The organism is Microvirga zambiensis WSM3693, assembly GCF_016735695.1.
In the GTDB taxonomy this organism is placed as follows: Bacteria; Pseudomonadota; Alphaproteobacteria; order Rhizobiales; family Beijerinckiaceae; genus Microvirga; species Microvirga zambiensis.
Genome location: NZ_JAERQD010000011.1, coordinates 122,933 through 146,332, shown reverse-complemented (window position 1 = coordinate 146,332; position 23,400 = coordinate 122,933). Strand labels below are relative to the sequence as shown.

Sequence of the window (23,400 nt, the reverse complement as noted above, 5' to 3'; positions counted from 1 at the left end):
GATCATGGCGGAAGCTGACCTCGCCGCAGAAGAACTGCACGTAAGGGCTGTCTAGAAAGCGGGCGCACAGCGCCTCGTCGGACAAGCTCTCCATGTGCTTGAGGATCATCAGGCCAGCCATCAATCGCACCGGCAGGGGCGGCTGGCCCGGTCCCGGCCTGTAGACGCCGCCGAGGCGGCGTTCGAGGAACGCCCAATCGATGCGCTGGGCGAGCAGCACCAGCGGATGCTTCAGGTCGATGATGCTGTCCAAGGCGGGGCGGAACAGGTCCTTCTGGCGCTCGTCTTTCGACTTCGACATGGCGCAACTCCGGCCGGGTGGAGTGCTCCCGATTGAATCAGATCCTGGGTCGGAGCGGCAACGGAAAACGCAGGAAATCCACCGTTGTCGCCCCACGATCCTGCAAAGTCGAATTCTTCAACTCGCCGGATCTCCCAATCGTCCCAATGAGATCGGGATTCTTCACGGACGACTAGGTAACGATCCCTTGTATAGAGGACCTCGAAAACATACACCAAAGCAGATGCTTCCGTCGGCTCCCCTGTCGGTGAGGCAACTTCAAGCCCCCCGATAGCTCCGCTAAGCGGATTGTCCTTCGAAGGCGGCCTCAAGCTGATCAAGAAGTGCTAGGGTCTCTCTCGCTTTAACAGCATACCCGAGGTGGAGCCCCTCAGTTAACCGCACTACGGCTTTACTGGTTGTCGGGACCGGGACTATCTCGACATCTCCAGTGGTTTGAACAACAGCTCTTCCCCACAGGGTCCCAAGCAGTCCAAATCGTGTGACAGCTCTCTGATTGTTTGTGCCTTTCTCCCTCATCAAACCATGGTCGAGCAACAAAATAGGTGAGCCTGAAGACCCTCCAAACGCTCCAATATCAAGTGCGAACTGAGACTTGCCCTGGAAGTCAATTGCTGGATGTGAAGCAGTCACCCCACGGCGAAACAATGGAAAGCCATTCACTTGGTCCCATAGACCATTCGGGCAACCAATCATAGTTACAGGTTCGATTGCGTCCAGGTGCTCCGCAATCTCTGCGTCGATCCAAATTTGGGTTCTTAGTAAGTGCTTCCAATACAGGCCTCGTCCGGGATTGAGAGACATCCAGGAAGCCATGTATGGAGTAAGATTGATTGCACAGAGGTCCACATCAGGATTGGTATGATTTACAATTGATCCTATCGGGTTGAAAACCTCCAGGTAAATATACTTTCCATCGGGAAGCCGACCTGTAGTTGCCCCGTTGGCGGTGTGCATTAGGACTCGAATGTGTTTTGCGTCCTTGACGACATGCTTATTCGTCACAAGGAATAATTGAGCCTCTGACTGGTCCTTTGTAAATATTGCAACGTGGTAGCCAGTCCCGAATGACTTACTAGTGGCCGTTTCGACTTCCAGCCGTTTCACCATAAACAGGACGTTTTCCGCGTTGGAAACCGGAACGAAATTAGCCACAACGCACCTCGCAAATATTCGAATTCGAACGGTCCATAGATATAAGTCGTTTGGCAAACTCATCGGTTCATTTCGGGCGGCAGAGCAGACTCCGGTTTCAAGCCCATCGTAAACCGCATAGGGTTATTCTGGACTTCTCCCGTCCCGGCAAGCCCACCGACAACAGCTTCGTGGAGGCGTTCAACGGCAAGGTCCGGGCCGAATGCATCGATCAGAACTGGTTCTTGTCTCTGGCTAATGCCAGGCTAAAATGTGAGGCGTTCAGACACGAGTACAATGGCGAAAGGCCACACAGCTCGATTGGGCATAAGACCCCGAGCGAGTTCATCAAATCCATCGGTGCTCCCAGCCAGCCGATGGGGCCGTGAGGCCGGAAAGCCCGCTCGGCCGTGGTCCAGCGTTCGGGGCAGGTCCAAGGGGCTCAGCGCAATCAACCAGCGGACTCCAGCTCTGAGCCGAGGATACTCAGGGCTCACGTCAGTATCGGTGGTGCTTCCGCATTGCTTAATGAGATTTATGAGGTGGGGATGGATAGCAACAGAGTTGAGGTTGAGGCCGCCATTGCCCGCCTTGAGAAAAGCCTCAAGGACAAAATGCGCTTTGCCGCTGGACTTCGAGACGGGCGCTATTCGGGGGTCTGGGCAGCGTGGTCCAGCAAAAGTGACTTTTATCTTGGAGCCCGAAGCATACTGGGAAGCCTGAAGATAAGCCTGCACCAAAGCGGGATCTGTCGAATTGCGCTGACTGAGCAACAGGCGAAGGCACTAGAAGCACAAGGGCTTCGGCCTGAAGGATCGGATAGAGCTTTTTATAAATGGCGAAGGAGACCTACCCCGCCAGTCGGCGTTGTTCCAGTTGTATCAATTCTCTTCCCGAGCCAATTCCTTACCGGAGACGAGCCAAAAGGCGCTCCCACAAAGCCTCTTATAGTCTTTGAGGCAATCGAAGCTGCAGGAGCTATCAATATTTCGTTCTTCTATGCCATGGAAGCGCCGGATCAAGTCGAGAAAATACTCATTGATGCTGGATGGAAGCCATTTTTCTACAGTATACTCAACAGTGGAGAGGTAGTTGCGACTGCCGCACGAGTTGAAGCCGCATTTAATCCTCAGGCAGTTCCGTCAAGCGATCAACTCGCTCGGAGCGGTGTCGAATTTCTCAGGCGGGATGCGGTTAAACCTCAGGCGGACCTTGCCGACTTGCGTGCGATGATCTGGGACGGGCCTCGTGATGGGGAGGTTCTAACCCTCATTGAGGTTCACGGGATAACACTGAAACAGGGCAACGACGACGCTTAATCCAACCAAGTGGTCACTGCCTAGGATTGCCCTCGGGTTTCAACTTGCCTTGAGTGGACCCGTGAGCCATTCTCCGCCCAGCCGTGCACGAGGGGGGTACGGGAGAACTTCGCTCCGTTGTGTCTACGTAGCACCTGTCACACGGGCGACCCGAAAAATTTCAATCGGCAACGTGTAGCTTTATTCAAATATATCCTGTTCAACAGCAAGCCCAATTAACGGACGAAGTATGCGGGGCCTACCGCTCACTTGTAAAAAGTCCCGGTATTTTCGTCTTGAGCGCCGTCCTCTGACGATAATCCGAGCGCCCGGTTTAAAGCGCTCATCCGAAAGTAGCCAATTGAATATTTCTGGCTCCATAGCGCACGTAACTTGCTTCCCTCGTTTTGACATCATCACGAAGGTTTTGGAGGGCCTGTTGATTACGTCGAGAGTTCCCACGTCGAAAACGATAGCGTTCTCAAGATTTCTGTAAGCAGTTTGAATGCGCTCCCCAGAAGTCTTGTTAATAGACAGCGAGCGCGTCTTGCCGTCGCTCCGAACCGAAAACTCGACGCTCGTGATTTTGTTCTCGTCGGTCGGAAGCACGCCTTGAAGGTTGTCTAGCAGATAAAAATGACTCTCTGCCGTGGCGGGTCGAATGACACCCTCATCAGCCTGCTTCACAACTGTTCCAAGATCTTTGATGAACGATTGAGCTTGGGCCTCTATCTGTTGTTGAACGGCATCGATTGGGACTTCAGCGAGTTGTGCCCGTCGACGAATGTTCTCCGAGTTAACGACCGGTTCCTTGAGAGCTATAATCAAGCTTCCAAATCTAGGTTCATACATCTCGAAATCGAACGTCGAAGTTCGGCTCCCTGCCAAAAAGTCAGGACTGAGTACCTTACGCGCTGTAAGATAAGCATTGTTTATCAAATTCTTGAAAGTGCCGAACATCATTCCTGCATGAGTCATGGCCTCGCCATGAAAGCCCATCGAGAAAAAGGCTTCGGCTTGCTCAATGCTATCGGGTGCTGGCCCAAAATGTGAATATAGCGGAACCGTCTCCAGCGGGAAGAAGCTCTCCGGCACATCGCGGATGCTTAGTGGCCAGTACCGAGTGACTACTAGGTTCGGAGATGTCTCAACAACCCAGTGGTTTGACTGAAGAAGCGCTCCGCGAACTGACAGGCGACCCTCTTTCAATGCTGAGATGATCTGGTCGCTCGTCTGCGTGGCAAGAAATAAATTCGCATCATCGAGTTCATCGACTTTGTAGAACAGTATTTCAGCCAAGCCGGATCTGACAGTGAAGATCAGAGGTCCATCGAACTCGTATAGAACTTGCGCTGGCCTCAGCGGATCATTTGTCCAGCCGCGCTTGGAGGGCATATCCTCGGTCCACATGCTGTTTAGGCCTCTGGCTCAAAGACAACCTGGAACTCCCCTGAAACGTCACGCTCAAAGGCTTTCCAGAAGGTTGTGTGCTCAGGCTGATCGTTTGAAGGTGTGGCCATCAAGCAGCCATCGGCTGGCGAAAGCTGCCCAGCGACGATGTAAAATTTCTTCCGGAAAAACGAGAAAAGCTGTCTGCCGTGTGAGGCCGCTGCCTCGCTCGGCCATACGGAGCAACCCCAACAATCACAATTCTCAGGATCAGCGTTTCTTCTATTGGACTCAACATCGGAAACAAAGTGACGCGCCTGAATCGGGAGTTCTCTGACTGCCCTATAGATAGTTCCATTAGCAGGCTCGGCAGCAGCAGGCGGGCAAGCTAGGGGGATATTTGGATGATAATTGGGCATAATCTTAGAGGTTGAGGCAAGCACAGACGAGGGAGGGTGCAAGAATATTGTCGCCTCGTATGTCATAGTTTCAAAAGCCGGTCTATCAGCTAAGCGTCTATCTTAAAGCTTCCTTGTGATTGCTACTTGAGATTGTGATCTTCTATAAGGTGCGCGGGACGGTTGCGCAGCCAGAGATCATTGTCAGCTAGATTATTGAAAATATTAACGATCTTCAGGGATTGTAAACCTTGTGGAGCTGAGGGCATACTCCAGTGCAACGCCATTTCGAATCTCTCATTGCCGAGTTGCTTCGTTTGAGCACGGATTAGGCGAGAGCTGACCTATCAGCTCTCGCCTTAGTTCTCGCCCTCGAAGGCATCTGCCTACTTCGTCGCCACACCGAAAAAACCATAGTGAACACACGTTAGCGTGGCCTTAGACGTTCCCGTATGCACCCCAGGTCGACAGGCCGTGCTTGAGCCTCAGAGTCTCCAAGGGCCACGCTAACTGAGCGTAACGGTGGCAGGAGTAATGTGGCCATTTAACCAACCCTGACACCTCCGAATAGAGGTCGGCTAGGCCGAATTGCCGAGCTCATCCCACCAACTTCCTTGATTTATCAGTAGCTGCAGCCTGGATAAATTTCAACTCTAGGTTCCATAAATTACCTTATGCGAATCTGTTTCTGGGTTGTCTGGTAGCCCCTCCCGCCGCCCACTTCCGCCGAAATGAGGAACAGATTATTGCCATTTGGCATTAAAGCGCCTATATGATGCCAAATGGGAGACGCTGCTATGACTGGCTTGTTGCCCGTTGACACTGCACCTAGGGATTTCCAGCCCTCACCGATTACCGATGATGAAGCGGCTGCGATGTTTCGCGCATCGCTAAACCTGTTTCGCCTGTGGGACACCACTGATGAGGAGGCGGCTATCCTGCTCGACTTACCGGTGAGAACATACCGGCGTTGGAAGGCTGGCGATGTCGGCCGCATTGATCGTGATGGCAAGGCGCGGTTGTCAAACCTCATGGGCATTCATAAAGCCCTGCGGATCATCTTCCGTGAGCCACAGCGCGGATATGCTTGGATCAAGAGGCCGAACTCGGCGTTTGCGAACAAATCAGCCTTTGAGATCATGCTCGGCGGTGAACTCACTGATTTGATGCGCGTTCGCCGCTATCTGGACGCCGAGCGGGGAACTTGGTGATCGAGATCGGTTCGATTCCCATCTCTGAAATTCGTTGGCGTGGCTCAGTTCGGATCATACGAAGCGTCTTTCCGCCAATCGACCTCTTTGAGGACATTGCCGACCCAGCCGACTGGCCCCTGATTATCTCGGCGGAGCAGAAGACAAATCCACGCTTGATGGAAACCATTGGCAATCTCGATCTAGTCCCCGAAAAGCGACGTGTCGCCGGCCCAGGAGCCAGTTACCTCATGGCCCCTTTCACACATGTGAGCGCCGACCGCCCTAGTCGATTCAGTGATGGGACGTTTGGAGTCCTTTACGCAGGCAACTCCTTCGAGGTCGCACTCTTCGAGACAATCCATCATCACGGCCGGTTCATGGCCCGAACAAATGAACCCGCTGGGTGGACCTCGCAATTTCGGGAGATTGTGCTTGAGATCAACGCAGACCTACACGATCTCAGGAGCAGAAACGTGAAGCTGGTGGAACTGCTCCTGCCCGACGACTATGGGGCAAGCCAAACATTAGGCACCCAGCTCAGAGCCACAGGCTCGGATGGGATCGTTTATCCAAGCATCCGTTATTCAGGTGGCGAGTGCGTAGGGTTATTTTATCCAGACGGTGCTGCCAATCCGATTCAGGGCCGGCATCTCGACTACCATTGGAACGGCACGAAGATTGATCTGTACCGTGATGCTACCACGGGCCAAGTCTATCGGATTGTCTAATGTCTCATCCAGAGTCTCTAGGGACGGATGGTATTCTCAGGCTCGAATGAACGCACTTAGATCGATCCCTGGCTCTACCAGACCTGCACTCGCATCCTCTTCAACCACCTTCTTAAGCCGTGCGACGACTGGATGGGTTTTCGCGACCGTTTCCGCTTCATTCAGCAGCTTCTTGAGGCCGCCGAAGGCCGGAAGATCGAGGCTGAAAACTTCCTCTTCATCCTCGCCGGCAACGGCGGCCGCCACGATACCAGCGGCCGCAGGTTCCGTTGTCTCAACAAAGATCGCCTCAGGCTCGGGAGCCGCGATTGCGGCAACAGGCTCTGGGGCAGCAATGGCCGGTTTCACAGGTTCCGGCGCAGCGGTCACGGCCTCGGGAGCCTCTTCAAACAGCGGCCTTTCTTGGAGCGGCTCGAGAACCGGCACATTCAGGGCCTCGCCATAGCTCGCCACTTTCCTGCGAGCCTCGATATAGTCCCGATCCAAGAAGAAATGCAGCTTGTCGAGAACCGCGCCGTTTTGGCCGCGCACGAGCAGCAGGGACTTGCGGTTGTCGAAGCGCCGAACCGCGTCCGAGCTAATGAGAGGTTCCGCCTCGAACCGGCCAGATCGAGAGTTAGAGCGAAGGCCCATGCCCCCCTTTCCCGGCGAAGAACTCCACCCTTCCCGCAGAACGTAATGGCGGCCGAACTCTTCCGAGACGTAGTCGGCTGTCGCCTTATCGCCCGCGGCAATGTTGAGCTTCACATCCATGTTGCCGAGGAGCATTTCACGGATGGGCTTGCCGTAGCGTGCATCCAATTGTGGGATGTTTTGGGCGATAATGGCAATCTTGAAGCCGTAGCCAGCGACGAGCGGCGTCTTGTCCACGATCTCGGGCAGGCGTCCGAACTGGTAGAACTCATCGAGCATCATGAGGAGCTTGTGATGTTCATCCTTCGCCGGCAGCTCACGCATGAGGACATCGTGAACCTGTTGGATGAACAAGCGAATGAGGGCTTCCGCCGTTCCGAGATCACCGGCAGGCGTGCCGATGAACACCGTGAAGGGCTTCCGGCGCAATTGCGCAATGTCGAAGTCGCTCCGGCTTGTGGCGGCCGCCATGAGCGCGCCGTTCCAGGCGTTTATCGCAGTCATGATATGGGCCTCGAACGAGGGCCGTTGCTCGGGATCGCGGCTTATGTGTTGCCGAAACTTGTCCACCACATAGGGGTGCAGGTCGGGTTCCTCATTCAAGATCGTCTTCATGACGGCGGCCAGATCCTTGCCGGTGCTAAAGAGCCGGATCACGGAACGGATCGTTCGCCGCCCTTCCATGCGCCTGCTATCGAGAACGTAGCCCAAGAGGCCGGCGAAGATGCTTCGGGCGGTCGCTGTCCAAAAGGCGTCTCCCTTCTCCGGCGACGGGATCAGGGTATTGGCGATATTCTCAATCTCAGTGGACCGGCGCAGCCAGTCCGACACGGTATCGAGCGGATTCCAACGGTGAGACTCGGCAGAGCCAGGGCTGAACAGAAAGACTTCCTGGCCCATTGCGAGGCGCGCAGGCCCGACCTCCTGCCACATCTCCTTTTTGACATCGAGGGCAATCAGGGAGCCATGCCATTCGAGGCCATTGGTCAGGACGAAGCCGACGCCCTTACCGGAGCGGGTTGGGCCGTTCACGTAGATATGGCTATCGCCGCTGTAGCGGATCTTCTTGCCCTTGAAAGAGCCGAGGACGATAGACTTTCCGGGCACCCCATCGAGGAGACCGGCTTTCTTCAAATCGGGTTCGGTCGCTATGCGCGCTGAACCCTTGGGCGCCTTCACCTTCCAGGGCTGGAAGTGGATCAGCGCGCCGATTGCCACCAACAGGGCGCCTTCACAAAGGAGGGCGGCCGTCGAGACCGTGACCAGTTTCGAGACCATGGGATGCCCCCAATAGACAACCACCTGGTCAAGAGCCGCACGCCAGGAGGCGTCAATGACGACAGCCTTCCACATGGCCGTTTGGCGGCTCAGCAGGTACGTGGCGGCCGCATAGTTGAACGACCACACGAAGAACGCCCCGCTCAGCACGGCGATAGCGCAGACGGCGAGAGCGCCGATTTTCACAAACCGACTGAGTTTCCTATTCACCGCCCTGCCCTCTGGTACTTGTTGAAATAGATTTCCGCCACGCCGCGCGTCGGCCTCTTGCGGAGTTGGACGACGACCGGGACCGTGGCGCGAATGATGTCCATCAGTTCCGCTTTCGTCAGGCCGAGACCGGCTTGCAAACAGGCCATCGCGACCCGGATCACCGCCGTCTGTGGCGAGTTGGCATGAACCGTACTCAGGGAGCCGGGGTGTCCGGTATTCACCGCCTGGAGAAAGGTGAAGGCGTCCGCCCCACGGATTTCGCCGAGCAAGAGCCGATCCGGCCGCAGGCGCATGGCAGCTTCGAGCAGGTCTTGAACTGTCACCTTGGCAAGCCCCTGATCGCCCTTGGAGGCCAGGAGCGCGCCCCAATTCGGTTGCGGCGGCTTTAGCTCTTGGGTGTCCTCAAGGCTCAAGATGCGTTCCGAGAGCGGAACGACCTTGAGAAGTGCATTGAGGAAGGTTGTCTTTCCCGACGACGTGCCGCCTGCGACGAGAACAGTATATTTGTTCTCGACAGCAAACCGGATCGCCCTCATTCGCCCTTCTGGGCTAGGATCGCCCAGGAGCTCAAGGAACGCCTCATCGGCTTCATCTATGTCGTCAGGATCGACCTCGCGCGGCCCCGAGACGTTGACGTTATCGAACGCCCCCATCTCAAGGTAGTTTTCTAACGATAGGTCGCGGATCACCTGCTTGCGGATCGAGAACATGCCGCCGTGAGGAGCGGCAGGCGATAAGACGCCCTGAAACCGTTCCCCGAACGGCATGGCCGCCGAGAGGAGCGGCGTAACGTCATTTACAGACTGGTTGGTGTAACTGGCAACCTGTTGGGCGATGCGCTGGATTTGGAGGCTCGACAGGGCCGGGACTTCATGGCGCTGCATATCGGCATGGCGGGTGGATTCAATCCAGACCTCCCCAGGCCGATTGCACATGATCTCGATCACTTGGGGATCGTCGAGCCAAGGTCTAATCGGCTCGCAGGCTTGCCGCAGGAAGACCGGGAGCGTGTGCCACACGCTCACCGGCTCACTTATAGACGGCTCTCGAACGATGTAGTTCATTCAATGCCTCTTTGACCGGATCTTGGTACAGGCCGGAGAAATCAAGGTCTCTGCGCACGAAGACCATGATCCGCGTTCCTTGATCGACATGGATCGTCGGCGGGATGTTGATCGAGTCCTTGAGCGCTTGGTTAGCAAGGTCGGACATCGTTTGGGCGATGGTCTGTTGCGCTTGGTTTTGGGCCTGCTGCTGGATGTAGGAGCCGCCCCCGGCAACAGCTGATTGCCCCTCACTGTTCAGGCCAGCCACGAAGGAACTCACGCCGCCGACGACGCTCAGCAGGATCGCAGAGCCGAACCGCTCAGGATAATGGTTGTCCACGTCCCCCGCGAGGCCGGAGCGCCCAAGCCCATCTGTGCCGTAGGAGCCGAGCGACACGGACACGCCGTCGGCGCGCAACATCCGGGTCCAGGCCACCAGAACCCGCGTTTGGCCGCGCGAGAGGCCAGACTTGTACTCGCCGGTCAGCATGGTTCCCTTGGGGATCAGCACCCGCCGTCCGTCGAAGGAATAGACATCCTCAGAGGTAATCGCCCGAACCATACCGGGCAGGTCCGATTGAATGGCTGTTTCGAGTGTGCCCCGGATCATGGTTCCTTGCGGGATCAGGGCATCAATGCGGTAGTTCTTGGTCGCGCGCGCCGTCTCGACATCCTGCGACGAGGCGCGAGCCATGAAGGCCCGGTTCGAGTCCGTCTCAGGCCCATCCACGCGCAAGACCCCTCCCCGCTCGGAGCCGCCAGCAAGGGAGCCCTCGCCCCGCGTCTCATGGTCATAGATCAGCATACTCGACCGCAGCGCCTTATCCCGGCGCGCTTCTTCCGCGAGCCGCCGCTTCTCATCTTCGGCCAGCCGCCGCGCCTCGCTATCGTCAAGAACCGGCGCAGGCTGGATCGCGGCCACCGGAGGGGGCGGAGGAGCCACCACGACCGGAGGCGGTTCGATCACCAAGCGGTTTTCCGTCTTCGGGGGCGGCTCCTTGAAGTCAAAGCTTACGTTCCTCGCTTGCGCCGTGTTGAACGTTTCCGGCTTCTCCTCTTTCACAGAGTTGACGCTTTTCTGGCTGGAACTCCAAATCCAGGTCAGAACGCCGAGGGTCGCAGCCACGAGGACGAACAGGGCAAAGCTGTTCGCCCGGCCGGTATGCTTCACCGGCAGACCGGACCCGGCCTCTTCGGTTTCAAAGTCAATGCGTGACATCGAGGATCAGCCCTTTGCCTTGATTACAGGAGCCTCAGCCGGAGTCGGGACGGGTTCGCCCACCATCTGAATTTCGGGCTGGATCGGGGTCATAATCGACTTCGGAGACTCAGCCGGTTGAGCGCGCAGATTGAAAACGCAGGTCGCTTCATTGTTGGCGCGCAAGGTCCATTGCGCGGCCACCTTATCGACCACGATCACCTCACCCTCCCGCCTGTGGTTGATGAGGCTTTCGGTTCCGTCCGGATTGACGAGGAAGATCCCCGGCACGTCGCCTGCAAACTTGAAATATGTCTTCACGCCATCATCAAAGATGTTCTGTGGCGCGTTCAGGCTGGAGCCCTTGAACCCATAGTCCAGATTGGCATTCGCCGCGTTCTGCCTGAGTTGCTGGAAGTTCGGCATCGCGGCCATGCGCTTGGCCTGTTCGAGCATCCGAGCGTCCACGAGTTCATCCGGGTAATCGAACCGCAGCTTGAACGTCATATCCTTGTTGTTGGGCGAGCCAGCTTTGAGCAGGAAGTTATAGATCCGCTTGTTGGTGACAATGTTCATGTTCGTCACCGCATCGCGCTCCAGCGGCTTGATGAACAAGAACGCCTTGCTCTTGTCGGGCACCGCCTGCCAGGAAACGCTATCGCCCATGGCGACCGTCGCAATCTGTTCATCCTCGCCAAAGACAATCATGGTCGAGACGCCGAGCGTTCCCGCGAGCGACACAACATTGTCCTTGTGATAGGTCACGGTCCGAATGCGCTGATCGGCCTTGACCGCCGCAGGAACGAGTTCGGCCGAGGCGCCAGAGGACAAGGCCACCAGAGCGGCCAGGGACAAAAGAAGCTTTTTCACTTTCCGGCCTCCGCCGTGACTTCCACGGTCTCTTGGTCCTTACGGTACTCGGTCACTTGGAAGCCCAGCGGGTTGTCAAAGCGGTAGTCGTTGCGCATGGGCTCCGAGGTGTACCGGAAGCGGACATTCGCCACCCAATGCTCAGTGACGTTCTCCCGGTCGCTGCGCCGGGTCGTCTGGAAGCGCACCGCCGCCGTGCGCTCATTGAGGAAGATCACAGACTTGACCATGACCGAAACCGTCGTGTCCGCCCCATAGCGGCGCATCGAATTCTTGAGGTTGGCATTGTCAAACTCCGCCTGGAGATCCCGGCTGGCCGCCCCGGTCGAGTACAGAAGCGCCATCTCGTAGTTGTCGCGCAGGCCCTTCGGGTCGTAGGTTTCCCGAGCGCGCAGGAAGCGCACTATATTGCCGCGCGTCACCGCCTCCTGCTTTGAGATCGTTCCGCCCTGTTCGAGCGGCCGCGCGACCTCGACAAAGCCAGTCGTCTTATCGACAATCAGGGTAACAACATCGAAGGTCTTGAGCGGGAGCAGAAGGCCGAGCAACCCGAGAGCCCCGAGCAGGGCGAGGCCCAGGACCAGGGCCACGCCGCGCCACACACGAAGGGAGTTCGCAATCCGCTGATAGGTTGCCGCTTCCCAAGTTACGCCCTCACTGTAATAGCGGGGATCCACGAGGGGTGCAGGCGTTTCATTGCTTGCCAAATCAGACATAGGTTTTCTCGCTTACGAACGGTTCTTGTCCAGTTGGGACGTGATCAGAGCTTGTTGCTTTTCGAGATGGCTTGGACCGATCCGGTTTGCGTTCCGGTCCCGCAGGTAACGGTAGGTTTGGCCTGCCTTGATGCCGGATAGGAGAACACCCTCCCCGCCCAGGAGGGCAGCGGCAATCGCGCCACGCTTGGCGGTTCCATCAAGGCCATTGGTGCTAAGGCGAGCGCCGCCGGCAATGCCCTGTGCAATGCTCAGGCAATGATAGGCGAGGAACCACCCGATCACGCACATAAGCAGAAACGGCGCAATGGTTTTCAGCGTCGGCTCACCCGCCGCAACGGCCGCGTTCAGGTCGTTCACGGTCGTATTCAACAGGACGATATAGAAGCCGAGCAGGCCATAAACGACGAGGGGAATAATTGCATATTGGGTGCAGGAACGCATCCAACCATCGAACAGCGGAACGGTAATCTGAAACAGCGACAGGGCGATAAAGATTGGGGCCAGCCCGAGCAGTACGAAGAGGGCAATCTTGCCCATAATGACGAGGAAGGCCGCGATCGCCACGAACACCGCCGCGACACCGATCACGATGTAGCTCAGGATCGCCATCGCCAAGCCCATTAGACCACCCGCCGCACTGATCTTTTGAGCGGCGTTGTTCGAGGCAATCCAGAGATTGCTCAAACCGGCTGACATGGAGGAGCAGTTGGAGCCGCCGCCGCCGACCGCCTGGCACACAGCGTTCCCCAAGCCGTCAGGAGCTTTCGTCAGGACCTCCGCAATCAGAACCTGAAAGTCACCCCAGGAGGACGCGAGGGTATAAATCAACATCATGCGGCCAATGCGCCACAGGAACACCGGAGCCGAGACCCCGACGCGCCCGATCAGCATTTCATAGCCCCAGAACACAACGTAGATCGCCATCCCCAGGAGAAAGACAGCCTGCAAGTTGGTCGCAAGCTGATTGTAGATCGCCTGCACCGCCGAGATCCCGAGGCTGTCCACCTTGTTGAACAGTGCTTCAATGACGTTGTTCATGGAGCCGCCCTTTCCTTACTGATTAAGGAGCCTCAGAGGGCCGCAATCCTCGCCGGCAGCGAAGACGCTTGCGCTAAAGATGGAGCCGGAGAGAGAGCAAGGGGCCGTGAGTTCCTTGCGACCCGCGCAGGCAGAGAGCCCGAGGGCGAACACACCGAGAGCAGCGGCGAGGGCCAATCTTTTCACAATTCTTGTCATGTTAGGGAGCAACCAGCCGGACAGAGGACGAGTCGAAGGAAAGCACTTTCGCGGCATGAGCTTGCCCGGCTAGCTCCTGCATCTGCTGTGCATTCAAGGCGGCATTGGCGGCATTCATGACGCCGATCAGCTCATTCACAGTCAGGCCCGTTTGCACCTGCAACTGGCTGTTCTGGTCGATTGAGCCCTTGATGTCCTGCGCGGTTCCGATCATGCCTCCGGCCGACTGAAACGCATTGGTGCGGGAGGACGCCGCGGACTGCGTTCCGGCGACCATCCCTTGCAGGGCCGTCGCCGTGTTCACCGCGCCTTGATAGGCTTTATCCGTGCCGGTCGAGCTAGAGCCGCTAAGACCCGTCAGGGTGTTGACCAGCTTGAGGCCGTTGATAATCCCGGCCGCAACCCGTCCGAACTCGCCCAGGTTGCCCCAGGCCATCTGTCCGCCGCCAAGGATCGAGGACAGGGACGGCGCACCGGACATATTGAAGCCCGACCCGAGGGCCGCGCTCGCAATCGAGGCGGTCTGCCGGTTTCCGGTTACAGCCTTCAACGTCTCCTGCACTGTCTGCATGATCTGTTGATTGCTCTGCATGATCGACGCCGTATTCGAGGCAGTCTGCGTCGCCTGTGACAGCGTGGCGGAGTCGATCACCGGCACTTGTGCGACCGCAGGAGCGGTCATAGCCAGAAGGCCGGTCACAAAAGCAATCGAGCGAATGGAACGCATACGACCCTCCTTCACTTCGCTTATTGGGGTTGGGCTTGACCATCGACCAGCCGCACGGTCGAAGGATCGAAGCTCAGAGCTTTTTGACGCTGGCTGGCCTCTTCGATCTGCCGGAGCAGCTTGTCGTTCTCATACTGGAGTCGGATCAAACCGGCCTGGATCGCCTGTCCCCAAACGCCGACCGTTCCGATCCGAGCTTGCGAGTTCTGGTCCCAAGCGCCCTGGAGGGACTGCACGCCGCCGATCTGCGCCTCGCCTTGGTTGAGGCCCTGCATGTTGGCTTCGATCACGGCAGCCAGAGCCCCGATCGACTGCGCCATGGCGGCGTAATTCTTGCCCTGCACCGCATTGATCACGCCAAGCGTGCCGCCAACCAGCGCCCCGACATCGACCCCGTTCACGATGCCCGAGGCTTGTCCCGGCCCAATGACGTAGGAGGTTCCGGCGTTCATTGACCCGCCACCGGATTTCGGGGCAGCAACGCTTTCTTTGACGCCCTCAGACGGCTTTACGCTGTTCGCCTTGTAGGTGCGGGAGCGCACCATGCAGCGCGCCGTCCTGTCCTCTTCCTTGAGGCGAGCGGCGTCATTGGTCGGCACTTGCGCAAGAGCGCCCGTCGTGACGAGCGCGCCCAGGAGGGCGAGAGCAATCCGGTTCATAGGCTGACCTTCCATCCGCAGAAGTGGGGAAGCCACGCCGCAGCATCGTCGCCATACTGCTTCCGAAGCGCCTCGCACTCGGCCACGCTATCGGCATTGCCCGAGAGGACTTTCACAAGGTCGAGCATGTGCGACAGGTCGAGGCGCGCAATGACGGAATCCAAGTCATGCTTGATGAGGAACTGGCGAGCTTCGGGAGCCGTCTCACGGACCCATTTGAACTCCCGCTGTGACAGCTTGAAGCCGCCTAGGTAGCTTGCCTCATCCGCCTTGGGGTTCGGAAAGAACAGGTTGGTCGGAGTCTGCTCAAGCAGGGTATGGGCTATTTCGGCCGAGACAATATCCTTGGCCGACTGGGTGCCGAAGCCGACGCAGCCGTTGAGCTTACGGATCGTCTTGAGCTTATCGTTGAGGAAGCCGGAGAACTTCTGATCGCGCAGGATCTTCCAGCCTTCGTCAATGAACAGCATCAAGGGCGTGCCATCCATGAGACCTTCGATGCGGTGGAAAATGTAGCCGAGAGCCGCCGTGCGCAGATCGTCGTCATCGAGGATCTTGGTCATATCGAAACCGAAGATCCCATTGCCGGCCGACCACGAGTCCACCGGGTTGTTAAACAGCCAGCCCCGCGCGTTCAGCCAAACCTCGAAGCGCGAGGCTAGATCGTCGTGCCCTGCCCTCTCGCGGCCACGCAGAAGCATGGTCACATCAGACAGCCGCCGCTCCTTTGCCGACACTTCAAAAATCTGATCGACGGCCCCCTCGATGATCTTCTCTTGTTCGGCCGAGAGGTTGCGGTTGTCGGCAGGACGGACCATGAAGCGCAGGAGGTTCTTCACAAACTCCCGGTTCGACGGGGTATCGGCCTGCTGGAGAGGGTTGAAGCCAGTCGGCGTGCCAGGCTCCAAGGTCTCATAGCTGCCGCCCATGGCGCGAATGAAGACTTCCGCGCCTTGGTCCTTATCGAAATAGGCGCAACGGGGTTGCGGCTGCACCCGCATGGCCTGGGCCATGAGGAAGGAGAGCGCCACGGTCTTGCCGGAGCCGGTTGGACCCACAACGGTAAAGTGGCCGACTTGGCGACGGTGGAAATTGAAATAGTAGGGCGTGCTGCTGGTCGTTTGCAGCAGAGAGATTGCCGGACCCCAATGGTTGCCGTCGCAGCGGCCTAGGGCGAAGTTATGGAGCGAGGTAAAGCCCATGAAGTTGCGTGACGTAATCAGCGCGCGGCGAGCGATATAGGCGAAGTTGCCCGGTAGTTGAGCCCAAAAGCAGGGCTCAGCGTTCATATCCTCACGGACAACCGTGATCCCGAGTTCCTGGATTTCGTTGGTGACGTCCTGAACGCACCGCTCCATATCGGCAATCGTGTTGCCGAGGCAGAGGACCGTCAGATGATGTTCCCCGAACACAGCCCTGCCCGAGACAAGTTCATCCCGAGCCAGGGAAATAATCTCCTCGACCTCGGTTCCGCCTTCGTCCGAAGCGCCGATTTGGCGCTCGACCTTGCCGATCTGCGACAGGACCGGGGCGCGGTCTTGAATGGCGAACGATTGTGAAACAATGAACTCGCCTTTGATCTTGAGCAGCCCGTCGAGCATCCCCGGCCCGGTCAGAGCAGGATATTCGCGGATCGAGATCATACCGCCATAGCGATTGTCGCCGGTCACAAGGCCGCGCATCTCCAAGGCGCGCTTGCCGAAAGTGACCCGGCGCGTCGGGAGGTAGGTGTCCAGGCCCATGCGCGGGAGAAGCATGGGGATCTCGACGCCACCGTTCAGGAGTTGGGCCAGAAACTCGCAGGGCTCCGAATAGACGGAGCCATTGCGCGCCACCAGCGACAGCACCCGAGCGCCGTAAGGGGAAAACTGCTCTCTTAGGTTGCTGACAAACTCTTGCAGTTCCTTGCGCGCCTCTTTGTCCAGTTCGGCAGCCGAGACGCCGGCAACCTTGCGAACGCCTTTGAGGAACTTATCGGCCATGCCGACCTTGCCATCAAAGCCCTTGCGAATGACCGTCAGGTAAAGGTCATTCACAAACATGCGCTGATCGCGGATTGCTTCAGAGTAACGCTTGTCCAGCAGTTCGCAGAAATCATTGTCGAATTGGCCGGGAATTGAAGCCTGAATTCCCCGCCGGATGATGTGAGAATAGACCGCAAAGCGGCTGTCATTCAGGGCGCGGACGAAAGTATTCCGGCCTTCGAGCTTTTGATTGATGGCCGCCTGGTCCGCCGTCTGGAAGCAAAAGCCGTCCAGTTTCACAAAGGACATGAGCATTCCGTCCTTTGTGCGGATGGTCTGGTCATCCACATGCCGCAGATACGGCAGCATATCCGCGATTTTCTTCTCGCGAGAAGCAACTGCCCCGAAGGATAGGAGAGGACGAACAGCCTTGTTCACTTGGCTCATGCCGGGTCTCACTTAAGGCGTATAGGAGTCGCCGCCCCAAAAGGAGCGGTTGCGGGTGAACGGGCAGCGCCCGAAGCGAACGAGAATGATGTCTACAAATCGCGCGTCCCGAACCGTCAGCAGGTAGGCGACGGCGTGAACCGGGATCACCAGCAAGAACATGAGGAGGTTCTTGGTGTTGATGAAGATCAGGACGACAAGGCAGAACTCCAAGACGAAAAGGACGTATGGAATGCCAAGCATCATTGGCGGCCTTGTGAGGCCGCCAACAAGATGATCGAGATGGGGCTTTACGTCGTCCACTAGCCGCCCCCGAGGCCGCCCGAAAGGGTGCTGACGATCTGCGCCGAGCCGAAGATGAAGGCGATTGCGACGACGATCGAGAAGCACATCATCCAGGGAATGCGGGATGTCAGAGCAAGGTAGCCAGCCACCGCAACGGCAATGGTCGCAGCCGTGGTCGCAAAGGTTCCAGTCAGGAACGACAGGATTTGACCAAAGGCTGTCTCGATAGGCTGGAAGGCCCCGCCAGCAGCCGGTTGCGCAAAGGCCGGGTCAATGCTTGCGAAAGTGCCGATCAGGGCGACCGCCGCGACGAGCCCGAGGGTCGTCAGGCCTGGCACGTATCTATGGGTCTTGTTCATTGGGGCTTAGTCCTCAGTCAACATAAAGAACCGAGCCGCCGATCCACTTTTGACCGGAGGCGTCAGTGCGTGATGCGTCGGGCTCTTGTGCAGCCGTCGCTCTTTTCCGACTGGCTCCCGAGCGGCTACCGCCCTTCAAGGAGTTGTCGAAACCGTAGTAAGAGTTGGCGACCGTCGCGACGTAGCGCACAGTCTCGGAAATCGGGGGAACGCCTTTCGCGTCGTACACGCGCCCAGGACCGGCGTTATAGGCAGACAGGATCAGGAAGACGTTGCCGCCGAACTCAGCGGCGAGATCCTTGAGGAAGGCCACGCCGCCGCGAATGTTTTCGGCAGGGTCGCAGATGTCCTTGACCTTATACATGGCAGCCGTGCCGGGGATTAGCTGCATCGGCCCCCGCGCGTTCTTGTCTGAATTAACCCGCGCTCCATCGGCGGATTCCTGTTCGACAATCGCGAGGGCGAGTTTCGCATCCACGCCCTGCTTATTCGCCTCTTCCTCAACCAGCCTGCGCACTAGGCCAGCTTCCACCGGCTCGCACATTGGCACCGTCTCAGGCGTCCCGTTCATGGTCGCGTGAGCCGATCCGGCCGCTATCAGAAGGGTGGCTACGAGAGCCGAGCGCATCCGCGCCTCCTTGCTATCCCATAATTATTGCGTTATTAGCATGAGCAGAAGAGACATGGAAATGTTTTTATGAGAAAACCTGCACAAATGGCGTTGATTTTATTGGGTTCTGCGGCGTCTCCCGCTGTGGCCCAGGACGCCTCTTTTGGCTGCAAAGTCTTGCTTTGCGCGGCAGCCTCTACGCCGTCATGGACCGGCATTCCCTATTGCGTTCCGTTCATGCAGCAGCTGTTCAAGCAGCTTGCCATGGGAAAGCCGTGGCCGGTCTGTTCAGAGGGCAATGCGAGCGCGCCCGGCTATGAGCCTTATGAGCCTTGTGCGCCCGGCAAGGTGAGCGTTCGGCAGAACGACGAGGGCCACCTGATCACCGATGAGCAGGGGGAACAATGCACGGCTCTTGTTGTCGAGGACGATCCTCGCTTTAAGGAACTCAACTGCGAGTCCGGTCACGCCTGTATTGATCCCAATGCGCTTGAGCGGCGGATAGGAAGAGACAAGCCCTATTATGTCGATCTGGCATATGGCGGGCAGACGAAACGGTTTTGGTTCAACCTCAACGGGGCGGACTAGAACGGGTCCGCATCATGAGGAGCTTCGGCGGTGTCCGAGTACGACGACTATTCTCGATACAATCCGCACTCGCCGTATTACGACGACGCACCAAACTCAATTGATCCTCAGATGGGCTTTTTTGGATATCTCGTTGTAGCCCTTCTCATGATCGCTTTGCTGCTTGTACTCGGCTGGGGGTACATCGGGCCGATCTTCTACACTGTGTTCTATATCCTCGACTTCATCATCCACCTGTTTGACCCGAAGTGGCCGGTCAAATGGATGGGTAACAGCTCGACGTATACCATTGTGGTTTCCGGCCTGACGGCGCTTGCCCTGGCCTATGGCGTCTATCGTCTGATCCGCCTCGCATGGCGGATCGTCAATCTCATCAAAGAGGGCTGAACCATGCGGTTTTCACAATTTACCCTGATAGCGGCTCTTACTGTGGCTTGTGCCCCCCCGACGTTCGCACAGCAAAGCGCGCCGACCGGTTACAAGTTCAAACCAGCCCTGACCTATAAGAATGTGTCGAAGGACCCTGACGGGATCTGGCCCGACGATGAGCTTGAACCTTCGGGCATCCGCAAGGAATATCCAAACCTATCGACGGCTAGGATGTCCCTGCCCTCGGGCGAATGGATCCTGAGCGTTCAGAATGGCGGTTGCAACATGCAAAGCGACTGCCCGTACATCCTCGCGCTCAAGAAGAACGGCCAGCTTACCCGCATGTCGCGGGGGTATCTCGGTGGCAATGGCACCGCTACCCTCTCTATGGATTACTCGAAGCTCTTTGTTGATACCTACGAGGGAGTTGAGACGCAGAAGGTTGGGCCGACCGAATGAGCATCCGGCATCCTTTCATCCGGCTCGTCGGGTCTCTTCTCTTGCTGACTGCCAGTGTGGCGCAGGCCGGGGAAACCGCCCTCAGCCTTATGAACACTGGAATGTCCGCCGATTGCGCAGACTATGCGGCGAACGTGAGCGGTAGCGAAGGTAATTTCGGCTCAGTGTCCAAGACGATCAACGGCACCACCTGCTATGGTGCATTCCAGTTCTGCGTAGGCGGTTCGAGCGACACACTAAGCCGGTATTACGACGGGACACCCGGCCAGTTCTTGGACGACCCGAAGGCGCAGGTCGCGGCCTGGATGAGCTACCAGAACGATCAATGGAGACTCGCGCAAAGAAACGGCCTGACCTCGGCGGTCGGACAGCGGGTCTGCTATCGGGGTGAATGTGCGACCCTTACGCAGTCCTCAATCCTGAAATCCTGTCAGTTCGGATGCGCCAAGGGCGGCAAGCTGGATAACTTCGTGAAGGCCGGATTCAATTGTGACGCCGCCGGAACCAAGGACGGCGCGGGAACTAGTGTTTGCAAGTACCTGATTTCGGGCTCCGGCTTTAGTGTGGCGTGCATCACCAACACCAATGACGGCTACGACTGCTAGGCGTCCCCATCACCGGCACGGAGAGAGATCATGACCAGAACCCACCCGCGCGGGGGCCATACCCCCGCGGCGTTGCTCCTCGGGGCTTTGGCCCTCGCCTCCCCTCCTCCGGCCGTCGCGCAAGCTCCGGCCCAGGCACAACCGGCCTTCAGCATCCCCAAGGAAAGCGTGACCTTCGAGACCGGCGACACCTGGCAGCAGAACGGCCAGAGGATGCGCCTCTACGGGGTCCAGGCCTGCATCCGAGGGACAACATTCACAAATCAGGCCGGGGGAACCGTCGATTGCGGCAAGGCGTCCTTGTCCTACCTAGCCGCCGTGATCCGTGACACCTCCCCCTCCTGTGTCCCGGTTGCGCAGATCGCCGGGGCGCCGGCGACAATCATTGTCGTTTGCATGGCCCGAGTCGGAGGACAGACCCTCGACCTTGGGACCATTCTGGTTTCCCAGGGTTTCGCATTTGCCTCATTCTCAAACGACGCAATGCCTGTTTACATGCCCTATCTCGTGGCAGAGTTGACGGCCAAGCAGGCAAAGCGCGGACTATGGGCCGCGTCCGACCTGCCCCACCCGAATACCTTGCTCTTTCAGTCAGTGGCCCGGAAGTGATGAACACGCGGACAAAATATCATGCGAAGTGGCGCAAGGCTCAGAAGGCGCTCCTGCCCGCGAATTTGAGAGAGACCAAGGCCTACGTCGGAGAAGCCACCTATGACCGCGTGGTTGCCATCGCGGAGATGCGCAACGAGCGGCTTCCCGTGACGATCGGACGGTTGTTAGACTTCGCGGTCGAGGTGATCGACGGCAAGGGAGCGGATGAGGCCAAGGATGAACTGGCCGGATCTCCGATCATCCCGAGCCTGGAGGTTCCCGCCGAGGCCCTGTTGCAAGCCATCCTGGCGAGCCGGTTCCCCGGCGAGAACGGCGCGTTCCGCCTTCGGCAATTAGCTTTCGTGCAGATCGTAGCCGCGCAGAACGCCCGAGGACTGACACCGACCGCTACCGAAATGGCCGAGTTAACTGGCGCGTTCCGGTCTCAGATGGACCTCCTGTCGAAGCAGCTCGTGGAACGCGGAATCATCACCCGCAAGCACGCCCCAGGCCATAGGGGAGCCAAGTCGGCCAAACTGCTGATGATTGCGGACAATGCGCTTGAACAGTTCAACGAGGCGCACATTGCCGAGACCGGCGAGCCGATAGAAGGAATTGAGGCCCTTATAAAGACGGGCCGGTAAGGTTTCCCCTAACGGCCCCGCAGCCGCACATAGGCTGAGAAGAAGAAGGCCGGTCCGTTGTCACAGACCGGTCCTTTTCCGTATCAGATCACGAGGAAATCCTTGTAGGTGAGCGCCAAGCCCGACTTGAGTTGAGCAAAAGCAATCGCCTCCCCTGCCCCGGCGCCGTCGGCGTCATATGACAGCAGGCCGGTTCCCTTGTTATAGATGATGAAATCGTTTCCGTCCGCGGCCGCAGATCCCACCTTGAAGAAGCTCTTGGCCGGAGTGCCCTTGCTGGACAGGGAACCGAAGGCCCACCGGCTCAGCCAGAACGTGTCATCCTTGACGCTAAAATCCGTAACCCGGTCTACTTCACCGCTCACAGGAGCCGTGTCGAATACGAAAGCATCCTTACCCGAGCCGCCCGTCAGAACATCCGAGCCAGCGCTGCCATAAAGCCGGTCATCGCCCTTGCCGCCGTTCAGGTTGTCATTGCCGAGGCCACCTTGCAGCGCGTTCTTGGCATCGTTGCCGATCAACGTATCATTTCCGTCGCCGCCAATCGCTTTCTCGATGATGCTCTTCGGACCAATTGTGACCGTGCCATTGAGGTACTTGTCCATCGCCCAGGAAATCGGCGCGCTCACGGTACTGAACTTTCCTTCCCGCAGGTCTACAGTAACGCCCAATGTTCCGACGTATTTGATGGTGTCGGTGCCGCCAGCGTCATCAATCGCCTGCCAGTATTTGTGGCCTTCCTCGAAGATAAAGGTGTTGTTGCCAGAATTGTGCTTTTTGTTGCGACCGTAGAGCGCCTGAATTGCCACCAGATCGTTATACATTGGTGTTTCAGGGTAGAAGTCGGGGATGTTCTTGTCGTTTGCCCCCACAGCGTTGTAGGCCATGGCAGAGTAGAGCAGGCTATCGTACTTCATGGCACTCTTTCCGCCACCACCAGAGCCGAACGGGTGCTTTAGCCCAAGCGCATGCCCAATTTCATGCATGATTGCCTTAGGACCAAAGTTGTGCGGATCACCCACTATGCTGGTGCTCGGATTAACCCAAACATCTCCGGCGCTCGGGGCCTCAGAGGGCAAGAAGGCCGCAGCAGTTCCGACGCTTGTGCTTTCCACAAATCGAAGCTCTCCAACCTTGCTGCTCGTTTCCGTCACCTGCGCAAATTTGATTGCCGCAACGTCCGACCACTTCTTAAGGGCCTTCCTGATCGCGGCAACCTCCGCCTGATCGAAGGCTTGCACATCGCGCTTTGCGTAGGTGTATGTCGAGATCCCAGGCCGGGCTAAGCTCCATGTGAGCGTAACGCCTTTCCCAATGTCCCCTCCCCACTTTGTTCCGCTGAGCAATGATTTAGCGTTACCAATCGGCGGGTAGTCATCATAAAAGTAAGTGATCGGAACGGTGTTGCCTGTCGGAGTCGCCACGTCTTGCCCTTCAGTCTTTCGCCCAGGATAGTAGC

25 protein-coding genes and 1 pseudogene are annotated in these 23,400 nt (G+C 57.8%); 10 read left to right on the top strand and 16 right to left on the bottom strand.

The features are described from left to right. Positions 1-301: transposase (locus JKL46_RS11325; RefSeq protein ID WP_201832847.1), on the bottom strand; the 301-nt coding region annotated here is incomplete at its 3' end. A gap of 279 nt (positions 302-580) precedes the next feature. After that, a complete protein-coding gene (locus tag JKL46_RS11320) occupies positions 581-1,456 on the bottom strand; it encodes a hypothetical protein (protein ID WP_201832845.1) in 876 nt (291 codons plus the stop codon). A 122-nt stretch (positions 1,457-1,578) separates the two neighbouring features. Between JKL46_RS11320 and JKL46_RS11315 the strand changes: the two are divergent. Both JKL46_RS11315 and JKL46_RS11310 read left to right on the top strand, forming a co-directional pair. Continuing rightward, positions 1,579-1,824 (top strand): annotated as a pseudogene (locus JKL46_RS11315) (integrase core domain-containing protein); the annotation flags it as partial. 159 nt (positions 1,825-1,983) lie between these two features. Then, a complete protein-coding gene (locus JKL46_RS11310) occupies positions 1,984-2,754 on the top strand; it encodes a hypothetical protein (RefSeq protein ID WP_201832843.1) in 771 nt (256 codons plus the stop codon). 180 nt (positions 2,755-2,934) lie between these two features. Here the strand turns inward: JKL46_RS11310 and JKL46_RS11305 are convergent, their stop codons facing one another. Then, entirely contained in the window at positions 2,935-4,143 is a 1,209-nt protein-coding gene (locus tag JKL46_RS11305) for a hypothetical protein (RefSeq protein WP_201832842.1), read from the bottom strand. Positions 4,144-5,317: 1,174 nt separating this feature from the next. On the opposite strand from JKL46_RS11305, the gene JKL46_RS11300 reads away from it, so the two are divergent. Continuing rightward, a complete protein-coding gene (locus JKL46_RS11300; RefSeq protein WP_201832841.1) occupies positions 5,318-5,731 on the top strand; it encodes an MbcA/ParS/Xre antitoxin family protein in 414 nt (137 codons plus the stop codon). Continuing rightward, a complete protein-coding gene (locus JKL46_RS11295; RefSeq protein ID WP_425493254.1) occupies positions 5,728-6,441 on the top strand; it encodes an RES family NAD+ phosphorylase in 714 nt (237 codons plus the stop codon). The genes JKL46_RS11300 and JKL46_RS11295 overlap by 4 nt, the downstream gene beginning before the upstream one ends. A 36-nt stretch (positions 6,442-6,477) precedes the next feature. On the opposite strand, the gene JKL46_RS11290 is transcribed toward JKL46_RS11295, so the two are convergent. From JKL46_RS11290 to JKL46_RS11235, 12 genes are all read right to left on the bottom strand, one after another. Beyond that, positions 6,478-8,538: a type IV secretory system conjugative DNA transfer family protein gene (locus JKL46_RS11290; protein ID WP_343074048.1), complete on the bottom strand. Its 2,061-nt coding sequence runs from the start codon at positions 8,536-8,538 to the stop codon at positions 6,478-6,480. 20 nt (positions 8,539-8,558) lie between these two features. Next, positions 8,559-9,629, bottom strand: coding sequence for a P-type DNA transfer ATPase VirB11 (gene virB11 / locus JKL46_RS11285; RefSeq protein WP_201832837.1), 1,071 nt, complete (start codon positions 9,627-9,629; stop codon positions 8,559-8,561). After that, complete coding sequence (virB10, locus tag JKL46_RS11280; protein ID WP_201832835.1) at positions 9,595-10,830, bottom strand: type IV secretion system protein VirB10; 1,236 nt, start codon at positions 10,828-10,830, stop codon at positions 9,595-9,597. The genes virB11 and virB10 overlap by 35 nt, the downstream gene beginning before the upstream one ends. A 6-nt stretch (positions 10,831-10,836) precedes the next feature. Beyond that, complete coding sequence (gene virB9 / locus JKL46_RS11275) at positions 10,837-11,679, bottom strand: P-type conjugative transfer protein VirB9 (protein ID WP_201832833.1); 843 nt, start codon at positions 11,677-11,679, stop codon at positions 10,837-10,839. Beyond that, on the bottom strand, positions 11,676-12,395 hold the full coding sequence (locus JKL46_RS11270) for a VirB8 family type IV secretion system protein (protein WP_201832832.1): 720 nt from the start codon (positions 12,393-12,395) through the stop codon (positions 11,676-11,678). Before JKL46_RS11270 ends, virB9 begins: the two co-directional genes overlap by 4 nt. A gap of 12 nt (positions 12,396-12,407) precedes the next feature. Then, on the bottom strand, positions 12,408-13,436 hold the full coding sequence (locus tag JKL46_RS11265; RefSeq protein WP_201832831.1) for a TrbL/VirB6 family protein: 1,029 nt from the start codon (positions 13,434-13,436) through the stop codon (positions 12,408-12,410). 199 nt (positions 13,437-13,635) lie between these two features. Next, positions 13,636-14,334, bottom strand: coding sequence for a type IV secretion system protein (locus JKL46_RS11260; RefSeq protein ID WP_343074047.1), 699 nt, complete (start codon positions 14,332-14,334; stop codon positions 13,636-13,638). 47 nt (positions 14,335-14,381) lie between these two features. After that, positions 14,382-15,020, bottom strand: coding sequence for a TAXI family TRAP transporter solute-binding subunit (locus tag JKL46_RS11255; protein ID WP_201832829.1), 639 nt, complete (start codon positions 15,018-15,020; stop codon positions 14,382-14,384). After that, positions 15,017-17,431, bottom strand: coding sequence for a VirB4 family type IV secretion/conjugal transfer ATPase (locus JKL46_RS11250; protein WP_201832828.1), 2,415 nt, complete (start codon positions 17,429-17,431; stop codon positions 15,017-15,019). The genes JKL46_RS11255 and JKL46_RS11250 overlap by 4 nt, the downstream gene beginning before the upstream one ends. Positions 17,432-17,443: 12 nt before the next feature. After that, positions 17,444-17,734 carry a VirB3 family type IV secretion system protein gene (locus JKL46_RS36280; protein ID WP_343074046.1) on the bottom strand — a complete coding sequence of 97 codons (291 nt, stop codon included), beginning with the start codon at positions 17,732-17,734 and terminating at the stop codon, positions 17,444-17,446. After that, entirely contained in the window at positions 17,734-18,075 is a 342-nt protein-coding gene (locus JKL46_RS11240) for a TrbC/VirB2 family protein (RefSeq protein ID WP_201832824.1), read from the bottom strand. The genes JKL46_RS36280 and JKL46_RS11240 overlap by 1 nt, the downstream gene beginning before the upstream one ends. Before the next feature lie 13 nt (positions 18,076-18,088). Then, a complete protein-coding gene (locus tag JKL46_RS11235) occupies positions 18,089-18,592 on the bottom strand; it encodes a lytic transglycosylase domain-containing protein (RefSeq protein WP_343074045.1) in 504 nt (167 codons plus the stop codon). 180 nt (positions 18,593-18,772) lie between these two features. On the opposite strand from JKL46_RS11235, the gene JKL46_RS11230 reads away from it, so the two are divergent. From JKL46_RS11230 to JKL46_RS11205, 6 genes are read left to right on the top strand one after another with little or no spacing between them, the layout of a single operon-like run. Then, on the top strand, positions 18,773-19,273 hold the full coding sequence (locus JKL46_RS11230; RefSeq protein ID WP_246529260.1) for a hypothetical protein: 501 nt from the start codon (positions 18,773-18,775) through the stop codon (positions 19,271-19,273). A gap of 30 nt (positions 19,274-19,303) precedes the next feature. Then, positions 19,304-19,660 carry a hypothetical protein gene (locus JKL46_RS11225; RefSeq protein ID WP_201832822.1) on the top strand — a complete coding sequence of 119 codons (357 nt, stop codon included), beginning with the start codon at positions 19,304-19,306 and terminating at the stop codon, positions 19,658-19,660. Positions 19,661-19,663: 3 nt separating this feature from the next. Then, a complete protein-coding gene (locus JKL46_RS11220) occupies positions 19,664-20,101 on the top strand; it encodes a hypothetical protein (protein WP_201832821.1) in 438 nt (145 codons plus the stop codon). Then, positions 20,098-20,706: an acyltransferase gene (locus tag JKL46_RS11215; protein ID WP_201832820.1), complete on the top strand. Its 609-nt coding sequence runs from the start codon at positions 20,098-20,100 to the stop codon at positions 20,704-20,706. The genes JKL46_RS11220 and JKL46_RS11215 overlap by 4 nt, the downstream gene beginning before the upstream one ends. A 30-nt stretch (positions 20,707-20,736) precedes the next feature. After that, positions 20,737-21,315 (top strand): thermonuclease family protein, encoded by a 579-nt coding sequence (locus JKL46_RS11210; protein ID WP_201832819.1) that lies wholly within the window; start codon positions 20,737-20,739, stop codon positions 21,313-21,315. Further along, the gene (locus JKL46_RS11205; protein ID WP_201832818.1) at positions 21,315-21,941 is read left to right on the top strand and encodes a hypothetical protein; all 627 of its coding nucleotides are present in this window, start codon (positions 21,315-21,317) and stop codon (positions 21,939-21,941) included. The genes JKL46_RS11210 and JKL46_RS11205 overlap by 1 nt, the downstream gene beginning before the upstream one ends. 83 nt (positions 21,942-22,024) lie before the next feature. Here the strand turns inward: JKL46_RS11205 and JKL46_RS36560 are convergent, their stop codons facing one another. Continuing rightward, positions 22,025-23,365 (bottom strand): M10 family metallopeptidase C-terminal domain-containing protein, encoded by a 1,341-nt coding sequence (locus JKL46_RS36560; protein WP_201832816.1) that lies wholly within the window; start codon positions 23,363-23,365, stop codon positions 22,025-22,027. Between the last annotated feature and the right edge of the window lie 35 nt (positions 23,366-23,400).

Excerpts from the sequence above, each read along its gene's own strand:
- JKL46_RS11300 (WP_201832841.1), top strand. The coding sequence starts at position 5,318 with ATGACTGGCTTGTTGCCCGTTGACACTGCACCTAGGGATTTCCAGCCC.
- JKL46_RS11220 (WP_201832821.1), top strand. The coding sequence starts at position 19,664 with ATGCGGTTTTCACAATTTACCCTGATAGCGGCTCTTACTGTGGCTTGT.
- JKL46_RS11270 (WP_201832832.1), bottom strand. The coding sequence starts at position 12,395 with ATGTCTGATTTGGCAAGCAATGAAACGCCTGCACCCCTCGTGGATCCC.
- virB11 (WP_201832837.1), bottom strand. The coding sequence starts at position 9,629 with ATGAACTACATCGTTCGAGAGCCGTCTATAAGTGAGCCGGTGAGCGTG.
- JKL46_RS11205 (WP_201832818.1), top strand. The coding sequence starts at position 21,315 with ATGAACACGCGGACAAAATATCATGCGAAGTGGCGCAAGGCTCAGAAG.
- JKL46_RS11210 (WP_201832819.1), top strand. The coding sequence starts at position 20,737 with ATGACCAGAACCCACCCGCGCGGGGGCCATACCCCCGCGGCGTTGCTC.
- JKL46_RS11230 (WP_246529260.1), top strand. The coding sequence starts at position 18,773 with ATGAGAAAACCTGCACAAATGGCGTTGATTTTATTGGGTTCTGCGGCG.
- JKL46_RS11240 (WP_201832824.1), bottom strand. The coding sequence starts at position 18,075 with ATGAACAAGACCCATAGATACGTGCCAGGCCTGACGACCCTCGGGCTC.
- JKL46_RS11265 (WP_201832831.1), bottom strand. The coding sequence starts at position 13,436 with ATGAACAACGTCATTGAAGCACTGTTCAACAAGGTGGACAGCCTCGGG.
- JKL46_RS11250 (WP_201832828.1), bottom strand. The coding sequence starts at position 17,431 with ATGAGCCAAGTGAACAAGGCTGTTCGTCCTCTCCTATCCTTCGGGGCA.
- JKL46_RS11255 (WP_201832829.1), bottom strand. The coding sequence starts at position 15,020 with ATGAACCGGATTGCTCTCGCCCTCCTGGGCGCGCTCGTCACGACGGGC.
- JKL46_RS11215 (WP_201832820.1), top strand. The coding sequence starts at position 20,098 with ATGAGCATCCGGCATCCTTTCATCCGGCTCGTCGGGTCTCTTCTCTTG.
- JKL46_RS11305 (WP_201832842.1), bottom strand. The coding sequence starts at position 4,143 with ATGTGGACCGAGGATATGCCCTCCAAGCGCGGCTGGACAAATGATCCG.
- JKL46_RS11310 (WP_201832843.1), top strand. The coding sequence starts at position 1,984 with ATGGATAGCAACAGAGTTGAGGTTGAGGCCGCCATTGCCCGCCTTGAG.
- virB10 (WP_201832835.1), bottom strand. The coding sequence starts at position 10,830 with ATGTCACGCATTGACTTTGAAACCGAAGAGGCCGGGTCCGGTCTGCCG.